The organism is Arthrobacter sp. IK3 (assembly GCF_051337705.1).
In the GTDB taxonomy this organism is placed as follows: Bacteria; Actinomycetota; Actinomycetes; order Actinomycetales; family Micrococcaceae; genus Arthrobacter_B; species Arthrobacter_B koreensis.
This window is the reverse complement of the sequence record NZ_JBPPSW010000008.1, coordinates 166,509-187,010: the sequence shown is the minus strand read 5'-3', so window position 1 is coordinate 187,010 and position 20,502 is coordinate 166,509. Positions and strand designations below refer to the sequence as shown.

At 66.8% G+C, this 20,502-nt stretch carries 16 protein-coding genes; 5 read left to right on the top strand and 11 right to left on the bottom strand.

The window, feature by feature from the left end:
• Positions 1 to 233: 233 nt before the first annotated feature.
• Complete coding sequence (locus ACSLGO_RS12505) at positions 234 to 1,544, top strand: TetR/AcrR family transcriptional regulator (RefSeq protein WP_325787620.1); 1,311 nt, start codon at positions 234 to 236, stop codon at positions 1,542 to 1,544.
• Between the two features lie 36 nt (positions 1,545 to 1,580).
• Here the strand turns inward: ACSLGO_RS12505 and ACSLGO_RS12500 are convergent, their stop codons facing one another.
• From ACSLGO_RS12500 to ACSLGO_RS12460, 9 genes are all read right to left on the bottom strand, one after another.
• Positions 1,581 to 4,031 (bottom strand): ComEC/Rec2 family competence protein, encoded by a 2,451-nt coding sequence (locus ACSLGO_RS12500; RefSeq protein ID WP_436401230.1) that lies wholly within the window; start codon positions 4,029 to 4,031, stop codon positions 1,581 to 1,583.
• Positions 4,032 to 4,412: 381 nt separating this feature from the next.
• Positions 4,413 to 5,438, bottom strand: coding sequence for a helix-hairpin-helix domain-containing protein (locus ACSLGO_RS12495; protein ID WP_436401229.1), 1,026 nt, complete (start codon positions 5,436 to 5,438; stop codon positions 4,413 to 4,415).
• Between the two features lie 102 nt (positions 5,439 to 5,540).
• Positions 5,541 to 6,713, bottom strand: coding sequence for a DegV family protein (locus tag ACSLGO_RS12490; protein WP_325787626.1), 1,173 nt, complete (start codon positions 6,711 to 6,713; stop codon positions 5,541 to 5,543).
• Positions 6,714 to 6,715: 2 nt separating this feature from the next.
• The gene (gene leuS, locus ACSLGO_RS12485) at positions 6,716 to 9,157 is read right to left on the bottom strand and encodes a leucine--tRNA ligase (RefSeq protein ID WP_091605899.1); all 2,442 of its coding nucleotides are present in this window, start codon (positions 9,155 to 9,157) and stop codon (positions 6,716 to 6,718) included.
• A gap of 337 nt (positions 9,158 to 9,494) precedes the next feature.
• On the bottom strand, positions 9,495 to 10,463 hold the full coding sequence (locus ACSLGO_RS12480; RefSeq protein WP_091604637.1) for an SDR family oxidoreductase: 969 nt from the start codon (positions 10,461 to 10,463) through the stop codon (positions 9,495 to 9,497).
• Positions 10,460 to 11,386: a bile acid:sodium symporter family protein gene (locus ACSLGO_RS12475; protein ID WP_436401228.1), complete on the bottom strand. Its 927-nt coding sequence runs from the start codon at positions 11,384 to 11,386 to the stop codon at positions 10,460 to 10,462. The genes ACSLGO_RS12480 and ACSLGO_RS12475 overlap by 4 nt, the downstream gene beginning before the upstream one ends.
• Positions 11,386 to 12,789 (bottom strand): flavin-containing monooxygenase, encoded by a 1,404-nt coding sequence (locus ACSLGO_RS12470; RefSeq protein ID WP_436401227.1) that lies wholly within the window; start codon positions 12,787 to 12,789, stop codon positions 11,386 to 11,388. The genes ACSLGO_RS12475 and ACSLGO_RS12470 overlap by 1 nt, the downstream gene beginning before the upstream one ends.
• 133 nt (positions 12,790 to 12,922) lie before the next feature.
• Positions 12,923 to 14,449: a glycerol kinase GlpK gene (gene glpK, locus ACSLGO_RS12465; RefSeq protein ID WP_091604632.1), complete on the bottom strand. Its 1,527-nt coding sequence runs from the start codon at positions 14,447 to 14,449 to the stop codon at positions 12,923 to 12,925.
• Between the two features lie 45 nt (positions 14,450 to 14,494).
• Positions 14,495 to 15,238 (bottom strand): MIP/aquaporin family protein, encoded by a 744-nt coding sequence (locus tag ACSLGO_RS12460; protein ID WP_091605893.1) that lies wholly within the window; start codon positions 15,236 to 15,238, stop codon positions 14,495 to 14,497.
• A 262-nt stretch (positions 15,239 to 15,500) separates the two neighbouring features.
• Between ACSLGO_RS12460 and ACSLGO_RS12455 the strand changes: the two genes are divergently transcribed.
• Genes ACSLGO_RS12455 through ACSLGO_RS12445 form a run of 3 tightly spaced genes read left to right on the top strand, consistent with a single transcriptional unit; the run spans position 15,501 to position 18,354 of the window.
• A complete protein-coding gene (locus ACSLGO_RS12455) occupies positions 15,501 to 16,337 on the top strand; it encodes an aldo/keto reductase (RefSeq protein ID WP_436401226.1) in 837 nt (278 codons plus the stop codon).
• Entirely contained in the window at positions 16,337 to 17,263 is a 927-nt protein-coding gene (locus ACSLGO_RS12450; RefSeq protein WP_436401225.1) for an alpha/beta fold hydrolase, read from the top strand. Before ACSLGO_RS12455 ends, ACSLGO_RS12450 begins: the two co-directional genes overlap by 1 nt.
• The gene (locus ACSLGO_RS12445; protein WP_436401224.1) at positions 17,260 to 18,354 is read left to right on the top strand and encodes a glycosyltransferase family 4 protein; all 1,095 of its coding nucleotides are present in this window, start codon (positions 17,260 to 17,262) and stop codon (positions 18,352 to 18,354) included. The genes ACSLGO_RS12450 and ACSLGO_RS12445 overlap by 4 nt, the downstream gene beginning before the upstream one ends.
• Here ACSLGO_RS12445 and ACSLGO_RS12440 read toward each other — a convergent pair.
• The gene (locus tag ACSLGO_RS12440; RefSeq protein ID WP_263126885.1) at positions 18,351 to 19,364 is read right to left on the bottom strand and encodes an NADP-dependent oxidoreductase; all 1,014 of its coding nucleotides are present in this window, start codon (positions 19,362 to 19,364) and stop codon (positions 18,351 to 18,353) included. The two genes, ACSLGO_RS12445 and ACSLGO_RS12440, sit on opposite strands and share 4 nt — an antisense overlap.
• 105 nt (positions 19,365 to 19,469) lie before the next feature.
• Positions 19,470 to 19,991 carry a DinB family protein gene (locus ACSLGO_RS12435; protein ID WP_436401223.1) on the bottom strand — a complete coding sequence of 174 codons (522 nt, stop codon included), beginning with the start codon at positions 19,989 to 19,991 and terminating at the stop codon, positions 19,470 to 19,472.
• 78 nt (positions 19,992 to 20,069) lie between these two features.
• Here ACSLGO_RS12435 and ACSLGO_RS12430 point away from each other — a divergent pair, with 78 nt between their 5' ends.
• The gene (locus ACSLGO_RS12430; protein ID WP_436401222.1) at positions 20,070 to 20,498 is read left to right on the top strand and encodes an Hsp20/alpha crystallin family protein; all 429 of its coding nucleotides are present in this window, start codon (positions 20,070 to 20,072) and stop codon (positions 20,496 to 20,498) included.
• Positions 20,499 to 20,502 lie beyond the last annotated feature (4 nt).

Sequence of the window (20,502 nt, the reverse complement as noted above, 5' to 3'; positions counted from 1 at the left end):
ACTGCTCCTGGGAAGATAAACGCGGAATCAATCACCCCCAACATTGCCACGATGGGCCCGGCCGGCCAACTCCCGCCGTCGTCCTTTTTGCCACAGAAGATGCGGCTGCGGCGGACGATCAGGATGGACTGACCATGCCGGCAGCGGGCAGCGGCGACGGCTCCGGTCAAGTTTGTGTGCATCGGCGGGTGCCGCTAGTGTTGCGGAGGCATACGCCTAAGGAGAGTGATTTCGTGGCCGCAGAAGAGGGTACCCCCTCCCGGCGCAAGCCCTCCCGCCGGCAGCCGCCGTCCGTAGTAGCGCGTGCCGCCGTGAGCGCCGCGCTGGAACAGGGCTTTGAACGCGTGACGGTTGAAATGATCTGTTCCCGGGCCGATATTTCCCGGAGTACGTTCTTCAACCATTTCCAGTCCCGGGACGCTGCGATCATCGGCAAGCCACTGACGGTGCCTGGCCCCGAGGTGACGCACCCAATTTTCTCGCGGCATGCCGAAGACCTGGTCCGGGGACTGCTGGAACTGCAGGTTCCCAGCCTCGCCCACCGGACCGCCGACGCCGATGTCCTGCGGGACCGGACCCGGCTGATCACCGAGCAGCCCGCAGCCATGAGCCAGTATTCCTCCGGCCTCATTGGGGTCCAGAACAGCCTCAGTGACGCTGTTGAAGGCTGGCTTCGGGCCAATCCGCAGCATGCCCGGCTTCCCGGTGACCCGCGGACCGAAGCAGTTCTTGCGGTCACGTCCGGATACGCGGCCCTGTACGCGGCTTCGCAGTGGTGGAGCATTCCGCTGCGCGACCTGCCCGAGCCGCTGGCAGCCTGCCTCTCCGCAGCCGACGCCCTGCGGAGCGTGGTCGGAGTGAACGATGCCTCACGGCAGGAAAGCGTCCCGTGTATACCGGTTCCCGAGGCCACTGGTGACTCTGCCCGTGCACCCGGACTCCGGGAGCGCAAGCGCCGGGACACGGAGAACCGCATTGAACTGGCCGCGGTCCGGGGCGCCCTGGAACGCGGGTTTGAGGCCGTCACGGTGGATGAGATCTGCGAAGAGGCAGTGATTTCCCGGAGCACGTTCTTCAACTACTTCCCCTCGAGGAATGCGGCCATTGTCGGCCGGCCAATGAACGTCCTGCCGCCGGACGCCGCCTACGATGTTCTGTCAAAGCACGGCAGGGACACCCCGGCGGGCACGTTCGCGCTTATTTGTGCGTCGCTGGAGAGCACCGACCCGGAGGTGGCCACGCTGCGGGCGGAACTTGCCGGCAAACAGCCTGCTGCCCGTGATGCCGGAACCACCACCCTGGTGGATGCCTGTGCCCAGTTCATGACCACAGTCCGGGACTGGCTGGCCGCCAATCCGCAGTACTCGAGCATCGACGGCGACCCCGCCTACGAGGCGTCCCTCGCAGCGAATGCTGCCTACGCCGCGATTTCCGTCATGGAAGCCGGGTGGCTGGGCGCGGCCGCCAATGTGCAGGCCAGTGCGAAGGACTTCACTGCGGCAATGGCGGACCTGCGGACCATCCTGTCCAGCCCCGCCGTGTGAGCGGACCAGCACGTTCTGCCGCCAGCCAGGAAATCGTCAGAACCCGGCATCCAGTCCGCTCACCAGCAGGCTGCCGTCCTTGAGGTGCAGGACAAAGCTACCCAGCTGATCCGTTCGGGCGATTCGCGAGCCTGCCTGTTCAAGGTTCTTCAGCGTTTCAGGTGCGGGATGTCCGTAGGTGTTCTCCTTCCCCACGGAGATCAGCGCGAGCGGCGGCCGCAGCTCTGCCGGCAGCACCCCACCGGAGTTGCGTGCGCCGTGGTGCGCCACCTTGAGAACGTGCACGGTTTCCGACCGCAATTCAGGACTGGAACGCAGCATCTGCCGGGCAGCGTCTTCTTCCAGGTCCCCGGTGAACAACAGGTTTATTCCTTCAGTCCGCACGAGCAGGACGGCGCTGGCGTCATTTTCGGTCAGTCCGGCCGGGGGTCCGTTCCCGGTTGCCCCAGGGGAAGCTTTGGCAGGCGGCCAGAGAACGTCCCACCGCACTCCCCCGTGCTGGCCGTGTCCGCCCTTAGCCAGGCGCTGGGGTTGGACGCCGAGCCCGCGGGCAAGTTCCGAGATTTCCGCGGGCAGGCCGGGCTCTGCGGAGGAGAACGCGAGCGATTCCACCATCCTGCCGTCACCGGCTGCAGCGGCCCCGGCGTAGTGGTCCGCGTGGGCATGGGTGATGACGAGCAGATCGATCGTCCGGATCCGTAACCGGTCCAAACACGCATCCAAAGCAGGCGGGTCCGGGCCAGCGTCGATCACGACTGCAGACTCCGGCCCCGTCCGTACTGCCAGTGCGTCTCCCTGGCCCACGTCACATGCCGCGGCGATCCACGCCCGGCCCGCCGCGTCCTGCGGAACGAGACGGAGGGCAGCGGCCGCCAGGACAGCCACAAGGGCTGCCCCGGCCAGCACCGCGCCCAGCCGGACCACCGTCCGGGAGCCACGCATCCTGCCGCTCCTGCGGGCGGCGGGATGTGTCCTCAGAGAGCGAATCTGACGGTGTCCCTGCCCGTGGGTGGGCGCGGTTGCACCCCCAGAGCCCTTCACACGCCCCAGCCGCATCACGCCGAGCGTCAGCAGAGCCGCGGCAGCCGCCATGGCGGCTGCACCCGCTGGACCCGGAAGCCAGGGCAGCAGTGCTCCCGGCGCGTCGGCAAAGAACCGAGCAACACCTGCCACCCATCCGGCACCCACGCCGGCGGAAAGCATCAGGGGTAAGGCCAGCGCCGGTGCCACCTGCCCGAGCACTGCCGCTGCCATGCCGGCGATGGTGACAAAGGGAACGGCAGGCGCCGCAGCTATGTTGGCCGGCAGGGAGTAAGCGGGCAGGTTCGGCTGCAGCAGGATAAGCACCGGAGAGCAGGCAACCTGCGCCGCGAGGGGAACGGCGGTGAGTACGGCCAGCGGCTGCGGGAGGAAACGGCCCAGGCCCGCAGTCAGCCGCGGCCCCAGGAAGATCAGTCCAGCCGTCGCCGACACCGACAGAATGAAGGCGTAGCTGCCACTGAGCCAGGGATCCGCGACAAGAAGAATCACTGCGCACAGGCACAGGAGTGCTGCAGGCACCTTCCCCCGTCCGGTGAGCACTGCGGCAGTACCGATCGATCCCATGACCGCCGCCCGCAGCACGCTTGCGTCCGGCCGGACCACCAGGACAAAACCGGCCAGCACCACAACGGCCACCACTGCCGCGGCTGCCCGGGGGGCCCGGAAGAGGCGGGCAACGAGGAACACGAAGGCGAGGAGGTAACTGCAGTTGGCGCCGGATACCGCAGTCAAGTGGGTGAGCCCGGTGTCCTGCATAGCCTTGGTCAGGTCCTCCGGGGCGGCCGACCTGTCTCCCAGGACCATGCCGGGGAGCAGTCCAGCTGCGTCCCGGTTCCCGATGGCCTCGGCGCGGCTGGCAAAGCCCGTCCGCAGATCGGTGGCAAGCGCCAGCAGCCCGCCTGCTGATTGGACAGCCGGTGGACGGGAAACACGAAGGACAGCGGCGCTGCGGTCCCCGGGAGCGGACGCGCTAAGGGTTCCTGCGGTGCTGAACCTGTCACCCAGATGGATACCGGCGTACGCTTCCCCGCCAATTACCAGGACCGGCAGGTTGGCTGGTGAACGTTCACCTGCCCAGGTGAAACTGTTCAGCTCTGCTTCCAGGAGGTACCGTGGCTTGCCGCTGAACCGGTCCGCAGCGGCCGGGCGGGCATCACTGCGGGCCACCAGTTCTCCCGTGATGGAAGCGCTGGAGGTGACAGCTGCCCCGGCGGGACCGGAGTGCCGGGACACCACTGCTGAGCCGGCCGAACTTGCCACCAGCGCCAGCACGGCCAGGGGTGCCAGTGCCGCCGCCAGCGAGCGGCCATACCGGGATTGACGCTTCCACGGCGATACCACGAGGAGGAGCAGAAGCAGCGCACCTCCGGCTGCAGCAGCCAGCAGGGTGACCGGCCCTGGAAGGCGTACCGCCGCGGCGGCGGTGGCCCAGGCACAGACAGCCACGGGAACCAGGCGTAACTCGTGATGCGGGCGAATTCCCGTGCCACCCGCGGGCCCGGTCCGGGTCCCGTAGACCCTCCTGGTGGCAGGTACGGTCCTGGCATCAGGTCCGGCACTGGTGTTCCGGGCTGCCCCGGCGGGCCATTGGCGGCCGGGGAGGAACCGGGCACGCCCTAAGAAGGCGCTGTAACGCCGGGCGGCCGGCTGAGCCTTCTCGGCGACTGGCGGACGGCGGGTGCCGGCCGCTCTCCCGGCGACGGCAGCCGCGGTGTAGCGTTCCCACCGGCTCTTACGTCCCATTCGCCTGTTCCCGGTCACGGAACGGGCGGTGGGAACGGCAGCAGCCAGGCACCCGCCGGTGGACCGGATGCACGAGTACCGGGGTCATACCGCTACCAGCGGCAGAAGGGCAGCCAGCATGGCCTCCCCGATTCCCGGCACGGCATCCAGGTCCTCAGGCCGCTGGAACGGACCGTGCTCAGCACGCCAGGCAACGATCCTGGCCGCCAGCACGGGACCGACCCGCGGCAGGGTTTGAAGCTCCGTCTCACCGGCGGTGTTCAGGTTTACCGCTGTTTCCCCGCCACTGGTTCCCGCCGCTGAACTCCCGGCACTTCCGGCGGGCTGTTCCGCGCCCACCGCGCCTGAAGGACCCAGCGGGACAGCCGGATCACCTTTCGCCGGGATCACGACCATTGATCCGTCCGTCATGGGCGCGGCGAGGTTCACCCGGGTGAGGTCGGCCTCGCCCGTGGCCCCTCCGGCGCCGGAGACGGCGTCTGCAACGCGGGCGCCCGCCGGGATGCGCACCAGTCCGGGTGCTGCGACGGCTCCGGCAACGTGCACCACAAGCTCGCCGCCTGCCGCTCCCGCGTGGAGCCCGTTAGCGCCGGCCCGCTCCTCCGGCGATCCCGGGTTCCCGGCTGCGGTAGGTTCTACCGCCGTTGGGGACGCTTCGTTGTCCGGATGCCCGCTCCCGGCCGGTGCCCCCTCCGCCGTGGCTTCCGCTTCCGGACTGGAGTCCAGTTCCACGGCGAGCACCGGCCCCCGGTCGCGCAGCAGCGGCACGGCAACAGCGGCTGCAAGCATAAGACAGGCTGCCAGTATTCCGGCACGCAGCGGGAAGCCCCACCGCCGCCGGGCTTCCGGACGCCCGGCGTCGTCGAAGCCGTCGTCAAAGCTCTCGTCGCCAGGTTCGGCTCCCGCAGCACCGGCATCGCCAACATGGGCAGCGGAGCCGTCCCGTCCGGGGAGCGCCCAGGCGTCCTCCTCCCGGGAGCCCAGGAAGTCGTCTTGATACGGCGATCGTGACCGCTGTTGGCGGTTCGGCTGCCCCGCGGCCAGACGACGCACAGCAAGCCGGGACGGCAGCGCGGCGGGTGGTTCTGTATCCCAGCGGTGATTGGCCATGATGGGGAGCCTACAACCGGGCCGGAAGCGCGGATTCCCGTTCGCGAACGATGTGAAGCGCCGGGCTGAGCTGCCGTGTTGTGCAGGAAGACTTGGCCCGGGTTAGTCGATGTCCCGGTCAGGGTCCGCGAGGGAGTTTGGCGGCTGGCCGTCGGTGCCGGGTCCCCCCACGCGTCCACCGGGAGCAGCCTCTTCACCTGCGCCAGCATCTCCGCCCGGGCCGGCAGCGCCGGCAGGGCCCGAGCCTCCGGCCGGTCCGGTACCCCGGATGTTGCCGGGGATACCCGGTGCCCGGACGGCAGCAGGACCCGTGCCGGTCCCGGCGCCCAGCGCCGGTCCGGCTGGCTTGCTCGGTGCAATGGCAACGGCCAGCACGCCCAGACCGGCGTGCGCGGCGAGCACGGCAGGCAGCGGACAGAGCATCACTTCAGCGTCGGGCACTTCATGGATCACGGCGGCGGCCAAACGTTCGGCTTCAGCTTCGTTGCCGAAGTGGTGCACCGCAACGCGCACCGGCCCGGACCGCCGGGCCAGTTCTTCGCGGGAGAGCTCCTGGAGCCGGGCGAGGGCCTTCGGCGCGGTTCGGACGCGTTCCAGGGGAACAACCAGTCCGTCCCGGATGGCGAGGATGGGCTTGACCGCAAAGAGCGTTCCGAACCAGCCGGCGGCAGCACCGATCCGGCCCCCGCGGCGCAGCTGATCGAGGCTGGGGACGTAGAAGAGGATGTGGGCGGCCGCGGCACTGGCGCGGGCGGCAGCAGCGACGTCGTCCGCTCCCGCTCCGTCCAGGGCCTCGCGGGCGGCAGCCTGCACCGCATAACCGAGCCCCATGGCTACGGACGCCGTATCCACCACCTGGACGGGTATGGCTGCCGAGCGGGCTGCCAGGCGGGCGGAGTCAACGGTTCCGGAGAGCCGGGAGGACAGATGAACCGACACCACCGCTTCGAACCCGGCGGCCGCCAGCTCGGCGTAGACAGCCTCGAACGCTCCGGGAGCCGGCCGGGAGGTGCGGACTTCCTGGCCCTGCGCAAGGGCCAGTGCGAGGGCGCCGATCATCTTGTCGGTGCCCTCGCCGTAGATCTGGTCCCCGATCATCACCGGCATGGAAACAACCCGCACCAGCGACGCCAGCGCAGGCGTTTCCGTCCACTGTTCGGGCAGGGAGCAGGATGAGTCGGTGACGACGGCGATGCGCGGACGGGATGCCGGCTCAGCGCCCCCGGTTTCCCGGGAACGGAACCACCGTCCGCGCAGCGCCGCCCAGTCCATCATGTTTAGGCAGGCACGATGTTCACGAGCTTGGGTGCCTTCACAATGATGGTGCGAATGCCGGCGCCGTCGAGCGTCTTCTGCACCTGCTCCGAAGCCAGCGCCAGTTCGCGCAGTGCGTCTTCGGTGATGTCTGCCGGAACTTCCAGGCGGTCGCGGACCTTGCCCTTGACCTGGACAATCGCGGTGACGGTGTCCTGGACCAGGAGCGACGGATCAACCGCCGGCCAGCCTGCGTTGGCAACCGAGGCCGGGTGGCCCAGCGCATTCCAGAGATCTTCGGCCGTGTACGGGGCGAAGAGGCTGAGGATCACGGCCACGGTTTCGGCTGCTTCGCGGACTGCCGGGTCCGCTGCACCGGCGCCGGAGTCAATGGTCTTGCGGGTGGCGTTGACCAGTTCCATCAGCTTGGCGATCACCACGTTGAACTTGCCGGCATCCAGCAGTTCAGCGGCGTCGGCAATGGTGCGGTGCGTTACTGAACGCAGCTTCTTGTCCCCCGCGGCGGCGTCGGCGCCCGGTTCGGAGGCTACGTCCTGGCCGAGGCGCCAGGCGCGGGCCAGGAACTTGGCGGAGCCCGACGGCGAGACATCCGCCCAGTCCACGTCGTCTTCCGGCGGGGAGGCGAAGACCATGGTGAGGCGCACGGCGTCGACGCCGTACTTGTCCAGCTGCTCCCCCAGGTCCACGCCGTTGCCCAGCGACTTGGACATTGCCTTGCCGCCATTGAGGACTTGGCCCTGGTTCAGCAGTGCGCTGAACGGCTCATCGGCCTCGATCAGGCCCATGTCCTTGACCACCTTGGTGAAGAACCGGGAGTAGAGCAGGTGCAGGATCGCGTGCTCGACGCCGCCAACGTACTGGCCAACGGGCATCCAGTTCCGGACTGCCTCCGGGTCGAACGGACCCTCGGTGAAGTGCGGCGAAACGAAGCGCATGAAGTACCAGGAGGAGTCCACGAAGGTGTCCATGGTGTCCGTGTCACGCTTGGCCGGACCGTCGCAGGACGGGCAGGGAACGTTGACCCACTCTTCCACCGAGGCCAGCGGGGACGTGCCCTTCGGGGCCAGGGCCTCACCCTTCAGCCCGGTGGGCAGGGTGACCGGCAGCTGGTCATCGGGAACCGGAACTTCGCCGCACTCTTCGCAGTGGATGATGGGGATCGGGGTGCCCCAGAAACGCTGGCGGGAGAGCAGCCAGTCCCGCAGGCGGAAGTTCACGAACTTCTCGCCCGTGCCCTTTTCCTCCAGGATGCGGACAGCTGCGGGAATGGCCTCGGACTTCGGCAGGCCGCTGAGCTCACCGGAGTTCACCAGGGTTCCTTCGCCGGTGGTGGCGGTGCCGGAAACTGACGGGTCCTCTTCGCCGGTGTCCAGTACCGCGCGGACGGGCAGGTCGAAGGTGCGGGCAAAGTCCAGGTCCCGCTGGTCGTGCGCGGGCACGGCCATGATGGCGCCGGTCCCGTAGTCGGCCAGCACGTAGTCGGCTGCCCAGACCGGCAGCTTCTCGCCGTTGAGCGGGTTGACCGCGTAACGGCCGGTGAAGACACCGGTCTTGGTGCGGTCCGTGGCCTGGCGTTCGATATCCGAGAGCGCCTTGACGTCCTCGCGGTACTGCAGGAGTGCGTCGCGGTGCTCGTCGTCCACCAGGTCCAGGGCCAGCGGTGCATCCGCGGCCACCACGAAGAACGTTGCTCCGTACAGGGTGTCCGGGCGGGTGGTGAAGACGGTGACCTGTTCCTCGGGCTTGTTGCCGGCGGCCTCGATGGCGAACCGGACGTGGGCGCCCTCGGAGCGGCCGATCCAGTTCTTCTGCATGGCCAGCACGCGCTCCGGCCAGTGGCCCTTCAGCTGGTCCATGTCATCCAGCAGCCGGTCAGCGTAGTCGGTGATCTTGAAGTACCACTGGTTCAGGGCCTTCTTGGTGACCTGGGTGCCGCAGCGTTCGCAGGCGCCGTTGACAACCTGCTCGTTGGCCAGCACGGTCTGGTCCTTCGGGCACCAGTTGACCGGGGAGTTCTTGCGGTAGGCAAGCCCGCGGTCGTAGAAACGGGTGAACAGCCACTGGGTCCAGCGGTAGTACTCAGGGTCGGAGGTGTGCAGGCGGCGGGACCAGTCAACGCTGATGGCATACCGCTTGAAGGAACCGGCCTGGGTGTCGATGTTGCGGTAGGTCCACTCGCTGGGGTGGGCGTTGTGCTTGATCGCGGCGTTTTCGGCGGGCAGGCCGAAGGAGTCCCAGCCGATCGGGTGCAGCACGTCAAAGCCGAGCTGGCGCCAGTACCGGGCAACGACGTCGCCCATCGCGAACGCTTCAGCGTGGCCCATGTGCAGGTCACCGGACGGGTAGGGGAACATGTCCAGGACGTAGCGGCGTTCCTTCGAGCCGTCGTCGGCCGGGGTGAAAACGCCAAGGTCGTCCCAGACAGCCGGCCACTTCTTCTCCATGGCCGCGAAACTGTATACGGCCTCTTCCGACTGGTCAGTCTGTGACTGCGTGCTCACTATGCTTCGCCTCTGTCCTCAAGAAATCCTGGTGATGCGCGGCCTCCGGCATGCCGCCGGCTCCGCGTGCGCTTAGAACTCTTCCCCAGACACACAAAAGCCCCTCGTCAGATGCAAGGGGCTGCCGCGTTTGTCTGCAAACGCGGCTATCTAAGGTTGAGCAAAGCGGTCATTTCTCCACTTTACAACAGGCAGCGCCCGACGGCGGTGCCCGCCGCGGGGTTGTCACGTGCCGCTGCCGGCCGCAGGCGCCCGGAGCGCCCGGCCGGCAGCGGCGTCGTCATCCCTGCCGGACGCGTTCAGCGTCCCTTGCCTTCCGGAACTCGAGGAACGCTTCCCGGCTGGTACGGCTGGGCGTAAACCCGAATTCTTCCTTGAGTGCCGTGTTGTCCAGCACCGGCCGGTAGCGCAGAAACCGCAGCTGCTCCGGTCCATGCACCGTCAGCCCGAGCTTCTGTCCCGCCCACAGTGCCGCCGCGAGGAGCGGAGCAGGTACCGTGATTGTCCGTTTGCCCGTCAGCGCCGCGATCTCGCGGACCGTCAGGGCTCCGTCACCGGCTACGTTGAAGACTCCGGTGCGCCCGGTCACCACGGCCTGGGCCATGGCATCAGCCACATCCTGGTCCCAGATAAAGACAAACGGTGACTCGCTCCCGGCCACCCGCAGCAGCCGCCGGGCGTCGAAGAGGGCAGTGATCTGGTTCCGCACCCGTGCCCCCAGGATGGTGCCGATGCGGAAAATGGTCTGCCGCAGTTCCGGGTGCTCGGTGCGCAGCCTGGCCAGTTCCTCTTCGACCAGCCGCTTGTGCCGGGAATAGGCGAACTCGTCGTTGCCGCGCAGGGGGTCGGTCTCTTTGAGCCAGGGCGCGTTATCCGGGTGGTAGCCGTAGGCGGCTCCGGAGGATGAGATAACCACGTGCTTCACCCCGGACCGGACGCATGCGGAGAGCACGTTCCTCGAACCGATGACATCCACCTGGTACTCCTGTTCCCTGGTGGTGTCCCGGCCGGGATTCACGATCGCCGCCAGATGCACCACCGTGTCTATGCGGTGATCCGCCAGCAGAGTGTCCAGATACGGTGCGTTGATGTCCCCCAGCGCGTATTCGACGCCGTCAATCTCCCGCTCGGGGTCAGGCTCCCGCAGGTCCAGGCTCAGGACGTAGCTGACGCCGGGGTCCGCGGCCAGGCGGGATACGACGGCGCTTCCGAGGAACCCGTTGCCTCCGGTCACGCAGACCCGGGTCACAGCGCGGCCTCCTGCGACGCTGCGGCCTTCCGGGCATCCCGCCGGCGCCACCACGCAGCCAGTGCCAGTCCGGCCAGGATGTCCCAGATCCCCCACCAGGCGGCAACCATGGCCATCCCGCCCAGCCCCGAGAAGAACGTCAGGGTCAGCCCCAGGCCCAGCCCGGTGTTCCGGGCTCCCACTTCAAAGGTGACGGCGCGCCGGCTGGCTTCGTCCAGCCGAACGGCGGCGGCCGCCCAGTACCCCACTGCCAGGGCCACGGCGTCGTGCAGCGCAACCACCAGGAAGATGGTTCCCAGATGCTCCTTCAGCGGCTCCAGGTTGCTGGCGGTGCCAGCCACGATGAACGCCAGCAGGGCTATCAGCCCGATCCGCTGCACCCACGGCCGCAGCCTGTCCGTGAGCGCGGGGTAACGCCGGGCCAGCGGCATGCCCAGCGCGAACGGCAGGCCGATAATCAACAGCACCTGAACCAGCATGCCGCCGCGGTCCAGCGAAAAGTCGCGCATGAGCGAGTTCGTGGACGGGCTCAGCGCAGCCCAGAACGCCACGTTGAGCGGCATGACGATGATCGCTACGAGGTTGGACACGGCAGTCATGGAGGCGGAGAGCGCAACATCGCCGTGCGCCCGATGGGTCAGCACGTTCGAGATTCCGCCCGGCGGACAGCAGGCCACCAGGATCATTCCCAGGGCGATTGAGGCGGGGACCTGCAGTGCCAGTGCAATACCCACGGTCACCGCGGGCAGAAGCACGTACTGCGCGCCAATCCCCAGCAGAATCGCTGAGGGGCTCCGTGCCACGGTGCGGAAATCCGCCGGCCGCACTTCCAGGGCGATGCCCAGGATGATGACGGCGAGGACAATATTGAGGATCACCAGTGAGCCGGGCGAGAAATTGAGAACGACGTCGTCAATGGACATCACTGCTGCACCTCCACCGGCGCCCGGTCAGCGTGGGCGGAAGTGCCCGCAAACCGGGAGAGGTGGGCATCCAGCTCAGCCCGGTAGGCGTCCTTGTTCACGTAGTAGCTCATCCGGTCCAACCCCAGGTACCGGTAACCGCCGGTGACATCCGGAGACGGTCCCCGCACGGCGGCGTCGAAGGCGGCAGCCGCGGTTGGATTGTCCTGCTGTGCGGCGAGGTAGGCGGCCACCAGCTCAGCCTGGCGGTATCTGCCTTCCCAGCCCAGCCCGGATGCTTCCACCATCCCCACCACCATCAGGTTCCTCGCCTGCCGGCTGAAGATGTTCAGGTAAAGCTGCGGCGAAGCTCCCGCCCAGCCGAGCAGGTCCCGGGAAAGGAACGGATAGCTGAGCACATAGCCGGTGGCGCACAGCAGGAGGTCATACTGCCCCTGCGTCCCGTCCCGAAAATGGACGGTGGAACCTTCCAGCCGCTCAATGTCCGGTTTCACGGACAGGTCGCCGTGGCCGAGGTGGTGCAGGATGAGCGAGTTAACCACCGGATGGGACTCGTAGATCCGGTAGTCGGGTTTCGGGAAGCCGAAACGTGCCGGGTCCCCGGTAAACATGCGCAGCAGCCGCTTGTCCAGGAACTGCTTCAGCGGCCGGGGCAGGGGTTTGCCCTGGTTCAGGGTGTCCGTGGGCCGGCCGAAAACATACTTCGGCACGAAGTAGTATCCGCGGCGCACGCTGATGTCCACGGCCGCCGCGTGGTGCACGGCGTCAACCGCTATGTCGCAGCCGCTGTTACCGGCACCTACGATGAGTACCCGTTTCCCCGCCAGTTCCGCTGCGTCCTTGTACCGGGCCGAGTGCCTGATCTCTCCGGTAAACTCCCCCGCAAATGAGGGAAGGTACGGGGTGTGCAGGGTTCCCGATGCCACCACGACGGCGCCAAACCGTCCACTGCCCGCACCGTCGGGTCCCTGCCAGCTGAGCTGCCATCCGCCGTCGTCCGTTGGGACCGCGGCGGTTACCCGCGTGCCAAACCGAATCCGCCCGGTCAGCCCAAAGTGTCCGGCATAGTTCCGGAAGTACCGGAGCAGGTGCCGGTGTCCCGGATAGTCCGGTGTGCCCCCGGGCATGGGAAACTCGGCAAACTCCGTGGTGGTACGCGACGAGATGAGGTGCGCGGACTCGTAAACAGTGCTGTCCGGGTTGGCGATATTCCACAACCCGCCGACGTCGTTGTGCGCTTCGAAACCCACGACGTCTAGTCCGCGTTTGGAGACGGCCCGCATGGCCGCCAGCCCGCTTGGACCGGCACCGATCACCGCTACCGGCAGCGCGTCCCTGCCAGCGCCGGCCGTGCTTGTATCTGCTGTTGCTGCCACGAGGACCCGCTTCTGTGTGATGGGCATCACCATTGATGCTGCCAGCACGTTACCGGCCAGTATTCGTGCAGGTCAAACACAACACGCAGGGGTCAGGCACCGAAAAAGCCGCTCCCGGACCCGGGAGCGGCTTTGCCGGTTCGGACGCTTGGTGCCGTGGTTACAGAACGTCCTCGTCCACCCAGTCGAAGGTGCGCGTCACGGCCTTGCTCCAGAGGCGCATCTGCCGCTCACGCTCGGCCTGGTCCATGTTCGGGGTCCAGCGCTTTCCCTCGTTCCAGTTGGCTGCCACTTCGTCCGTGGAGTTCCAGAAGCCGACGGCGAGCCCCGCCGCGTAGGCAGCACCCAGGGCCGTCGTCTCCACGACCTCCGGACGGACCACGTCCACGCCGAGGATGTCTGCCTGGAACTGCATGAGGGCATCATTGGCAACCATGCCGCCGTCAACCCGCAGCTCCGTGAGCGGAACGCCGGAATCCGCGTTCACCGCGTCCAGGACTTCACGGGTCTGGAAGGCAGTTGATTCGAGCGCGGCGCGGGCAATGTGGTTCTTGTTCACGAACCGCGTGAGGCCCACGATCACGCCGCGGGCATCGGAGCGCCAGTGCGGTGCGAACAGGCCGGAGAACGCCGGGACGATGTACACGCCGCCGTTGTCTTCCACGGCACTGGCCAGCTCCTCGATTTCCGGGGCGCTGTTGATGATGCCGAGGTTGTCCCGCAGCCACTGCACCAGCGAACCGGTGACGGCGATGGAGCCTTCCAGGGCGTACACGGGCGCGGCATCGCCAATCTTGTAGGCAACAGTGGTGAGCAGCCCGTTCTCGGACATGACCTTTTCCTCACCGGTGTTGAAGATGAGGAAGTTGCCGGTTCCGTAGGTGTTCTTGGCGTCGCCGACCCCGAACGCAGCCTGCCCGAAGGTGGCGGCCTGCTGGTCACCCAGGATGCCGGCCACGGGAGTCTCGCGCAGCAGCTGCGAGCCGTGGACCGTCCCGTAGACCTCGGAGGAGGAACGGATCTCCGGCAGCATCGACGCGGGGACACCAAAGACATCCAGGATCGACTGGTCCCAGGTGAGGGTGTCCAGGTCCATGAACATGGTCCGGGAAGCGTTGGAGACGTCGGTGATGTGCGCGCCGCCGTCCGTGCCGCCGGTCAGGTTCCAGGTCACCCATGAGTCCGTGTTGCCGAACATGAGGTCGCCGTTTTCCGCCTTTTCGCGCGCGCCTTCCACGTTGTCCAGGATCCACTTGATCTTGGTTCCGGAGAAGTAGGTGGCCAGCGGCAGTCCCACCTTGTCCTTGAACCGCTCCAGGCCGCCGTCCTTGGCCAGTTCGTCCACGATCGGCTGGGTGCGGGTGTCCTGCCAGACAATGGCGTTGTAGATAGGTTTGCCGGTGTTCCGGTCCCACACCACTGCGGTCTCGCGCTGGTTGGTGATGCCGACGGCGGCGATGTCATGCCGCGTCAGGTTTGCCTTGGACAGTGCGGTGCCAACAACCTCGCGGACGTTGGTCCAGATCTCCATCGGATCGTGCTCCACCCAGCCGGCCCGCGGGAAAATCTGCTCGTGTTCCTTCTGCCCGGTTGAAACGATCTTGCCGTCGTGGTCGAAGACTATGGCCCGGCTGCTGGTGGTGCCCTGGTCGATTGCGATCACGTACTGCTGCTTGCTGTCGGTCACGTGGGTCTCTCCTTTGAGGTCTTGGGGCTTGCGGACGTGGAAGTGCTAGATGATTTCCGGGAGCGGGATGATGCCGCCGGCCCAGCCGCCCAGCGCCCCGCCGAGCAGGGGGCCAACAACCGGAACCCAGGAGTACGCCCAGTCGCTGTTGCCCTTGTTCCGGATGGGCAGCAGCGCGTGGACAATGCGGGGGCCGAGGTCACGGGCCGGGTTGATGGCGTACCCGGTGGGTCCGCCGAGGGATGCGCCAATGCCGACAACCAGCAGGGCGACGGCCAGCGGCCCAAGCCCGGAAGGAGTTCCGGCGAAGGCGACAATCACGAACACGAGCATGAAGGTGCCCACTACCTCGGTGACCACGTTCCAGCCGTAGGAACGGATGGCCGGACCGGTGGAGAACACACCCAGGATGTTGGCCGGATCCTGCTCATCGTCGAACTGCTTCTTGTAGGCGAGCCAGGCGACAAAGGCGCCAATGATGGCCCCAAGCATCTGCCCGCCGAAGTACGTGAGGGTGGATCCGATGGTCACTGCCACACCGGGTACGAATTCTTCCGCCCCGCCGGTGATGACGCCAACCGTCACGGCGGGGTTGATGTGCGCGCCGGACATCACGGAGAGGTAGACACCGGCGAATACGCCGAGGCCCCATCCCCAGTTGACCATCAGGAAGCCGCCGCCATTGCCTTTGGTCTTGCCCAGGGCAACGTTGGCAACTACACCACAGCCCAGGACTATCAGCGCTGCTGTACCCAGCATTTCGCTGACGAAAACCTCTCCAAGTGTCACCATCGACTACTCCGATCCTTTAGTAGTGCCATTTTGTTGGGGGTAAACAGGGATGCAGGTCCCGCCACGGGCACCGGCGTGGAACGGGGCATTTTCACCTGCCGCAGCCTGTCGGCGCACTGTAAGGCCCTATGCAATCAAGCTTTTTCCAGAAACGCCATGGCTTGGGGGAAACTGCTTGTCAGCAGGCCTTTACGGGCTCCTCACGGTACACGCGGCACGGCAGGAGCGCACGTCGGGTGCGCCTCGGTAGAGTTGCACCATGGATCCGGCACCAAAACTGACTTTGAACAACGGCGTACTCATGGACCAGGCGGGCTATGGGACCTACAAGGTTCCGGCGCAGGACGCGGCGCCCCTGGTCAGCGCCGCCCTGTCCCTCGGCTACCGCCACATCGACACCGCGGCACTGTACGGAAACGAAGAGGGAGTCGGCCGTGCTGTCCGGAACTTCACGGACGCGGGACATGTGGTCCGCGAAGATCTCTTCGTCACGTCCAAGGTGTGGAACACGGACCACGGCTACGAGTCCACCCTTCGCGCCTTTGACGTTTCACTGCAGAAACTCGGGTTCGACTACCTGGACCTGTACCTGATCCACTGGCCGTGCCCGGAGCGGGGGCTCTTTGTGGAGACGTACAAGGCACTCGAGAAGCTGTACGCCGAAGGCCGGATCCGGGCGATCGGTGTCTCCAACTTCAACCGTGAACACCTCGAAGAATTGCTGGACGGCACCTCCGTGGTGCCTGCCGTCAACCAGGTGGAACTCCATCCCTGGCTGGCCCAGCGTGAACTGCGGGCCTTCCAGAAGGCCAACGGCATCCGCACCGTCGCCTGGAGCCCGCTGGGGCGCGGAGCCCTTCTCGAAGATCCACTGGTGCGCCGGATCGCGTCAGATACAGGGCGCTCGCCTGCCCAGGTAGTGCTGCGCTGGCATGTGCAGTCCGGGCACACCGTGATACCCAAGGCCAGCAGCGAGGAGCGGATAGCGGAGAACCTCGACATTTTTTCCTTCGAACTTGACGCAGGTCAGATGGCAGCGCTGGACGGTATGGACAGCGGACGCCGTACGGGGTCAAACCCCAGCGAGGTGAACTGATGCTGCTGCGGCGCCGCCCTGCCGCGGCATCCGGTGCCCCGGCGCCGTTCCAGCGCCGGGCTACGGTCCGAACCGTCGCCGTGCAGGGAACTCCCCAGCGTTTTTGGGACTTCCCCGCAGCGGACCCGGAAACCGCAGGCCCGGACATCTTTATGGTCCATGGCTTCCGCGGGGACCATCACGGGCTGCTGCGGCTGGTGGAGGCGCTGCCCGGCCACCGGGTGATCCTTCCGGACCTGCCCGGGTTCGGACAGGGCGCCGCCCTTCCAGGAACGCACGACGCCGCGGCCTACGCGGATTTCGTCCGCGCCGGCTTCGATGTCATGGGCCTGGGACCGGACACGGTCCTGCTGGGCCACTCGTTCGGCTCCATCATTGCCGCGCGCACGGCTGCAGCGCATCCGGAGCTTCTGAGCGAACTCATCCTTATCAACCCGATCAGCGAGCCGGCCCTTGAGGGCCCCAAGGGCTTCACCAGCAAACTTGCGGAACTGTACTACCTCGCCGCAGCCAGGCTGCCTGAGAAACCCGGACGGGCGCTGCTGGCCAACCCGGGAATCGTCCGCGCGATGAGCATGCTCATGGCCAAGACCCGGAACCCGGGCCTGCGGCGCTGGATCCATGGCCAGCATGATGCGTATTTCAGCGCCTTCGCCTCACGGACGGTGGTGCTGGACGCGTTCCGGTCGTCCATTTCCGAGACTGTCCGGGACTTTACGCCCCACCTGCGCATGCCGGTGCTGCTGATCGCCGCTGACCGGGATGACATTGGCTCGGTGCCGGCCCAGCGCCGGCTCGCGGCCCTGGTGCCGGATTCGGAACTTGAAATCCTTGAAGGGGTGGGACATCTGGTGCACTACGAAGCGCCGGATTCAGCCGCGGCGCTCATCACCGATTTCCTGGGCCGGAGGCATCGCAGCGCATGAGGATCGTCTTTGATGCCCGCTTCACCCGCACTGACCAGCATGACGGCATCAGCCGGTACGGAGCCAGCCTCATCGAGGCGGTGTCCCGCCGCGCGGATGTCCGCATGCTGATCAGCGATGAACGCCAGCTGGCACTGCTGCCGCAGGTCCCGTGGACCAAAATCAACTCCCCGCTCTCCCCGGCCGAACTCTTCGTGGCGCGGCATGTGAACAAACTGGGAGCCGACGCCGTCGTCTGCCCCATGCAGACCATGGGCAGCTGGGGACGCCGGTATCCGCTGGTCCTGACCCTGCATGACCTGATCTACTACCAGAACCCCACTCCGCCGGGCTTCCTGCCCCTGCCGGTGCGCCTGCTGTGGCGGCTGTACCATCTGGCCTACTGGCCCCAGCGCCTGCTGCTGAACCGTGCCGACGTCGTTGCCACCATCTCCGACACCACGCGCGAGCTGATGTCCAGGCACCGGCTGACGCGGCGCCCGGTTCGGATGGTGTCAAACGCCCCGCAGCCCGGCACCGTTCCCCGGGATGCAGCGCTGCCGCCGGAGAAGTTCCTGCTCTACATGGGTTCCTTCATGCCGTACAAGAACGTGGAAACGATCGTCCGGGGCATGGACGGCCTGCCCGGCTACACGCTGCACCTGCTCAGCAGGATTTCCCCGGCCCGCCGCAGCGAACTGGAGGCGCTGTGCGCGGACCCGTCGCGGGTGGTCTTCCACAATGGGGTCTCCGACGCCGAGTACGACTCTCTGCTCAGGCGTGCCACCGCGCTGGTCTCCCTCTCAAAGGCAGAGGGCTATGGCCTGCCGATCATCGAATCGATGGCGGCAGGCACCCCGGTGATCGCGGCAGACACACCGATCTTCCGTGAGGTCTCCGGCGGTGCTGCCGTGCTGGTGGACCCTGAGAGCCCCGAGGGGTTTGCCGACGCGGTGCGCAGCCTCTCGGATTCGGAGCGCTGGCGCGAAGCATCAGAGGCAGGACTGGCCCGGGCCGCAGCATATGACTGGGAGACCTCCGCCCAGCAGCTTCTTGGCGCTGCGGCGGAGGCCTCCCAGGCATTCGCGGACCGGACCGGAAGGAAGCGCTAGGCCAGCCGGACGATCATTTTTCCGGTGTTCGCGCCCTTCATCAGGTCGATGAAGGCCTGCGGGGCGTTCTCCAGCCCGTCGACGAACGTCTCGTCGTAGCGGACACTGCCGTCCTGCAGCCAGCCCGCCATCAGGGAAGCGAATTCACCGGCGTACTGGTTGTAGCTGCTGGCAATGAAGCCCTTGAGGGTGAGTTCCTTGCCGATGGCCTGGAAGAGGTTTCGGGGAGCGCTCTGCGGCTCGGTGGAGTTGTAGGCGGAGATGGCACCGCACATGGCTACCCGCCCGTACTTGTTCAACACGGAGATTGCGGCTTCCAGGTGGTCCCCGCCGACGTTGTCGAAGTAAACGTCGATTCCGTCCGCACCGGCGGCTTCCTTGAGCTGCTCCTTCACCGGGCCGTCGTGGTAGTTGAAGGCGGCATCAAAACCGAGCTCGCGCAGGCGGCGGACTTTCTCATCCGACCCCGCGCTGCCGATGATCCGCCGCGCTCCCAGTGCCTTGGCGATCTGCCCCGCCATGGAGCCGACCGCCCCCGCAGCACCTGAAACGAACACCGCGTCGCCTTCACGGAAATCCGCCACCTTGGTCAGGCCGGCCCACGCCGTGAGGCCCGTCAGGCCCATGGCGCCCAGGTAGGCGCTGGCCGGTGCGATTGTGGTGTCGATAACTCGGGCCCGTTTGGCGTCCAGGACAGCGTAGTCACGCCAGCCGAGGTTGTGGAGGACGGTATCTCCGGGCTTGTGGGTGCCCGCGCGGGACTCAACGACCTCACCCACCGCACCGCCCTCGAGCGGGGCGTCCACCTGGAACGGGGGAACGTAGGACTTCGCGTCATTCATCCGCCCGCGCATGTAGGGATCCACCGACATGAGGGTGTTGCGCACCAGGACCTGTCCATCCTCCAGTGCGGGAACACCGGCTTCTGCGAGCCGGAAGTTCTCCTCCGCAGGCCACCCCTCGGGACGGCTTGCCAGCTGGATTTCACGGCTTGCTGCTGGATACGACATGGATCTCCTTTCGGGCGCCCCGCGGTGGCAGGGCGCAGACAAAACATCAGCAACCTGTCTATCATGCCTGCCTGAACGCAGTGCGGCGCCCAATCCGGGCCGGGCTCACCTGGGCCGGACGTCCCACAGGTGGTGGGCGGCGTCGTGCATGAAGTACCGGGCCAGCGACTCAACGGTGAAGGTACTGCCGTCCGAGCGGAGACCGCGGCGTGTGCGGTCCTGGTCCTCGACGGCGGCAAAGGCGTCCGCCGTCGCCTGGGCTTCATCAAGGAGGTCTGCGGCAACCCGGGACGGGACCTGCTCGCCGTAACGTTCAGCGACGGCAGTGGCGTCCTGGTCCCAGTCCGGGAACTCCGCGCCGTCGGTATCCACCATCAGGAGCAGGCGCATTCGGTACACGTTGCACAAGTCCCGGACGTGAGCCGCGTATTCAAGCGGCGACCAGGTGCTCTCATCCGGCCGCACCGCTGCGTCCGGACGGTCCAGGACGTCCTGCCAGGCCTCGGCGTTTTCCAGCAGCATCTGCGGAATGTCCGCGTACTCGGTTTCCGAGGCGGTGAAACCGCACTCGGGGCACGTCCGGTCCAGGACCCAGGTCCAGTTCTTGGTGTCAGGGGTTATGGCCATTGCCACACTGTAGAGGATTCGGAATGCCGGGCGCACCACTTCTAGAATTGCAGCACGGGAATGTGTTTCTGCCAGGAGATGATCATCATGCCCATGGGGGTTCCGCCCCAGGACCACGAACGGCACAGAGCAGCATTGGAAGCCCGCAGCCAGGCGCGCGGCGGCACCGCCGCAGACCTCTACCGGAACGGCGGTTTCCTTGTCCTCAATGCAGACCTCCCGGGGATAGACCCCGGATCGCTCTCCGTGGAGCTCGACGGCGACTTCCTTCTCATCCGGGCCCACCGCAGCCTGCGCGGGATGGACAGCGGAACGCTCTGGAGCGTGCGTGAGAGGGAAGACGGACTTATTTTCCGCCGCATTGCGGTGGGTGGGAGCGTTGATCCGTCAGGAGTCTCGCCGCACTACGCCAACGGAGTCCTGAGCCTGCACCTGCCGCTCAGGCCCGGCAGCGGCCGGCGCACGGTACCCGTGGAACACTCCCCCGGCACCGGAAAAGCGGCCTAACCGG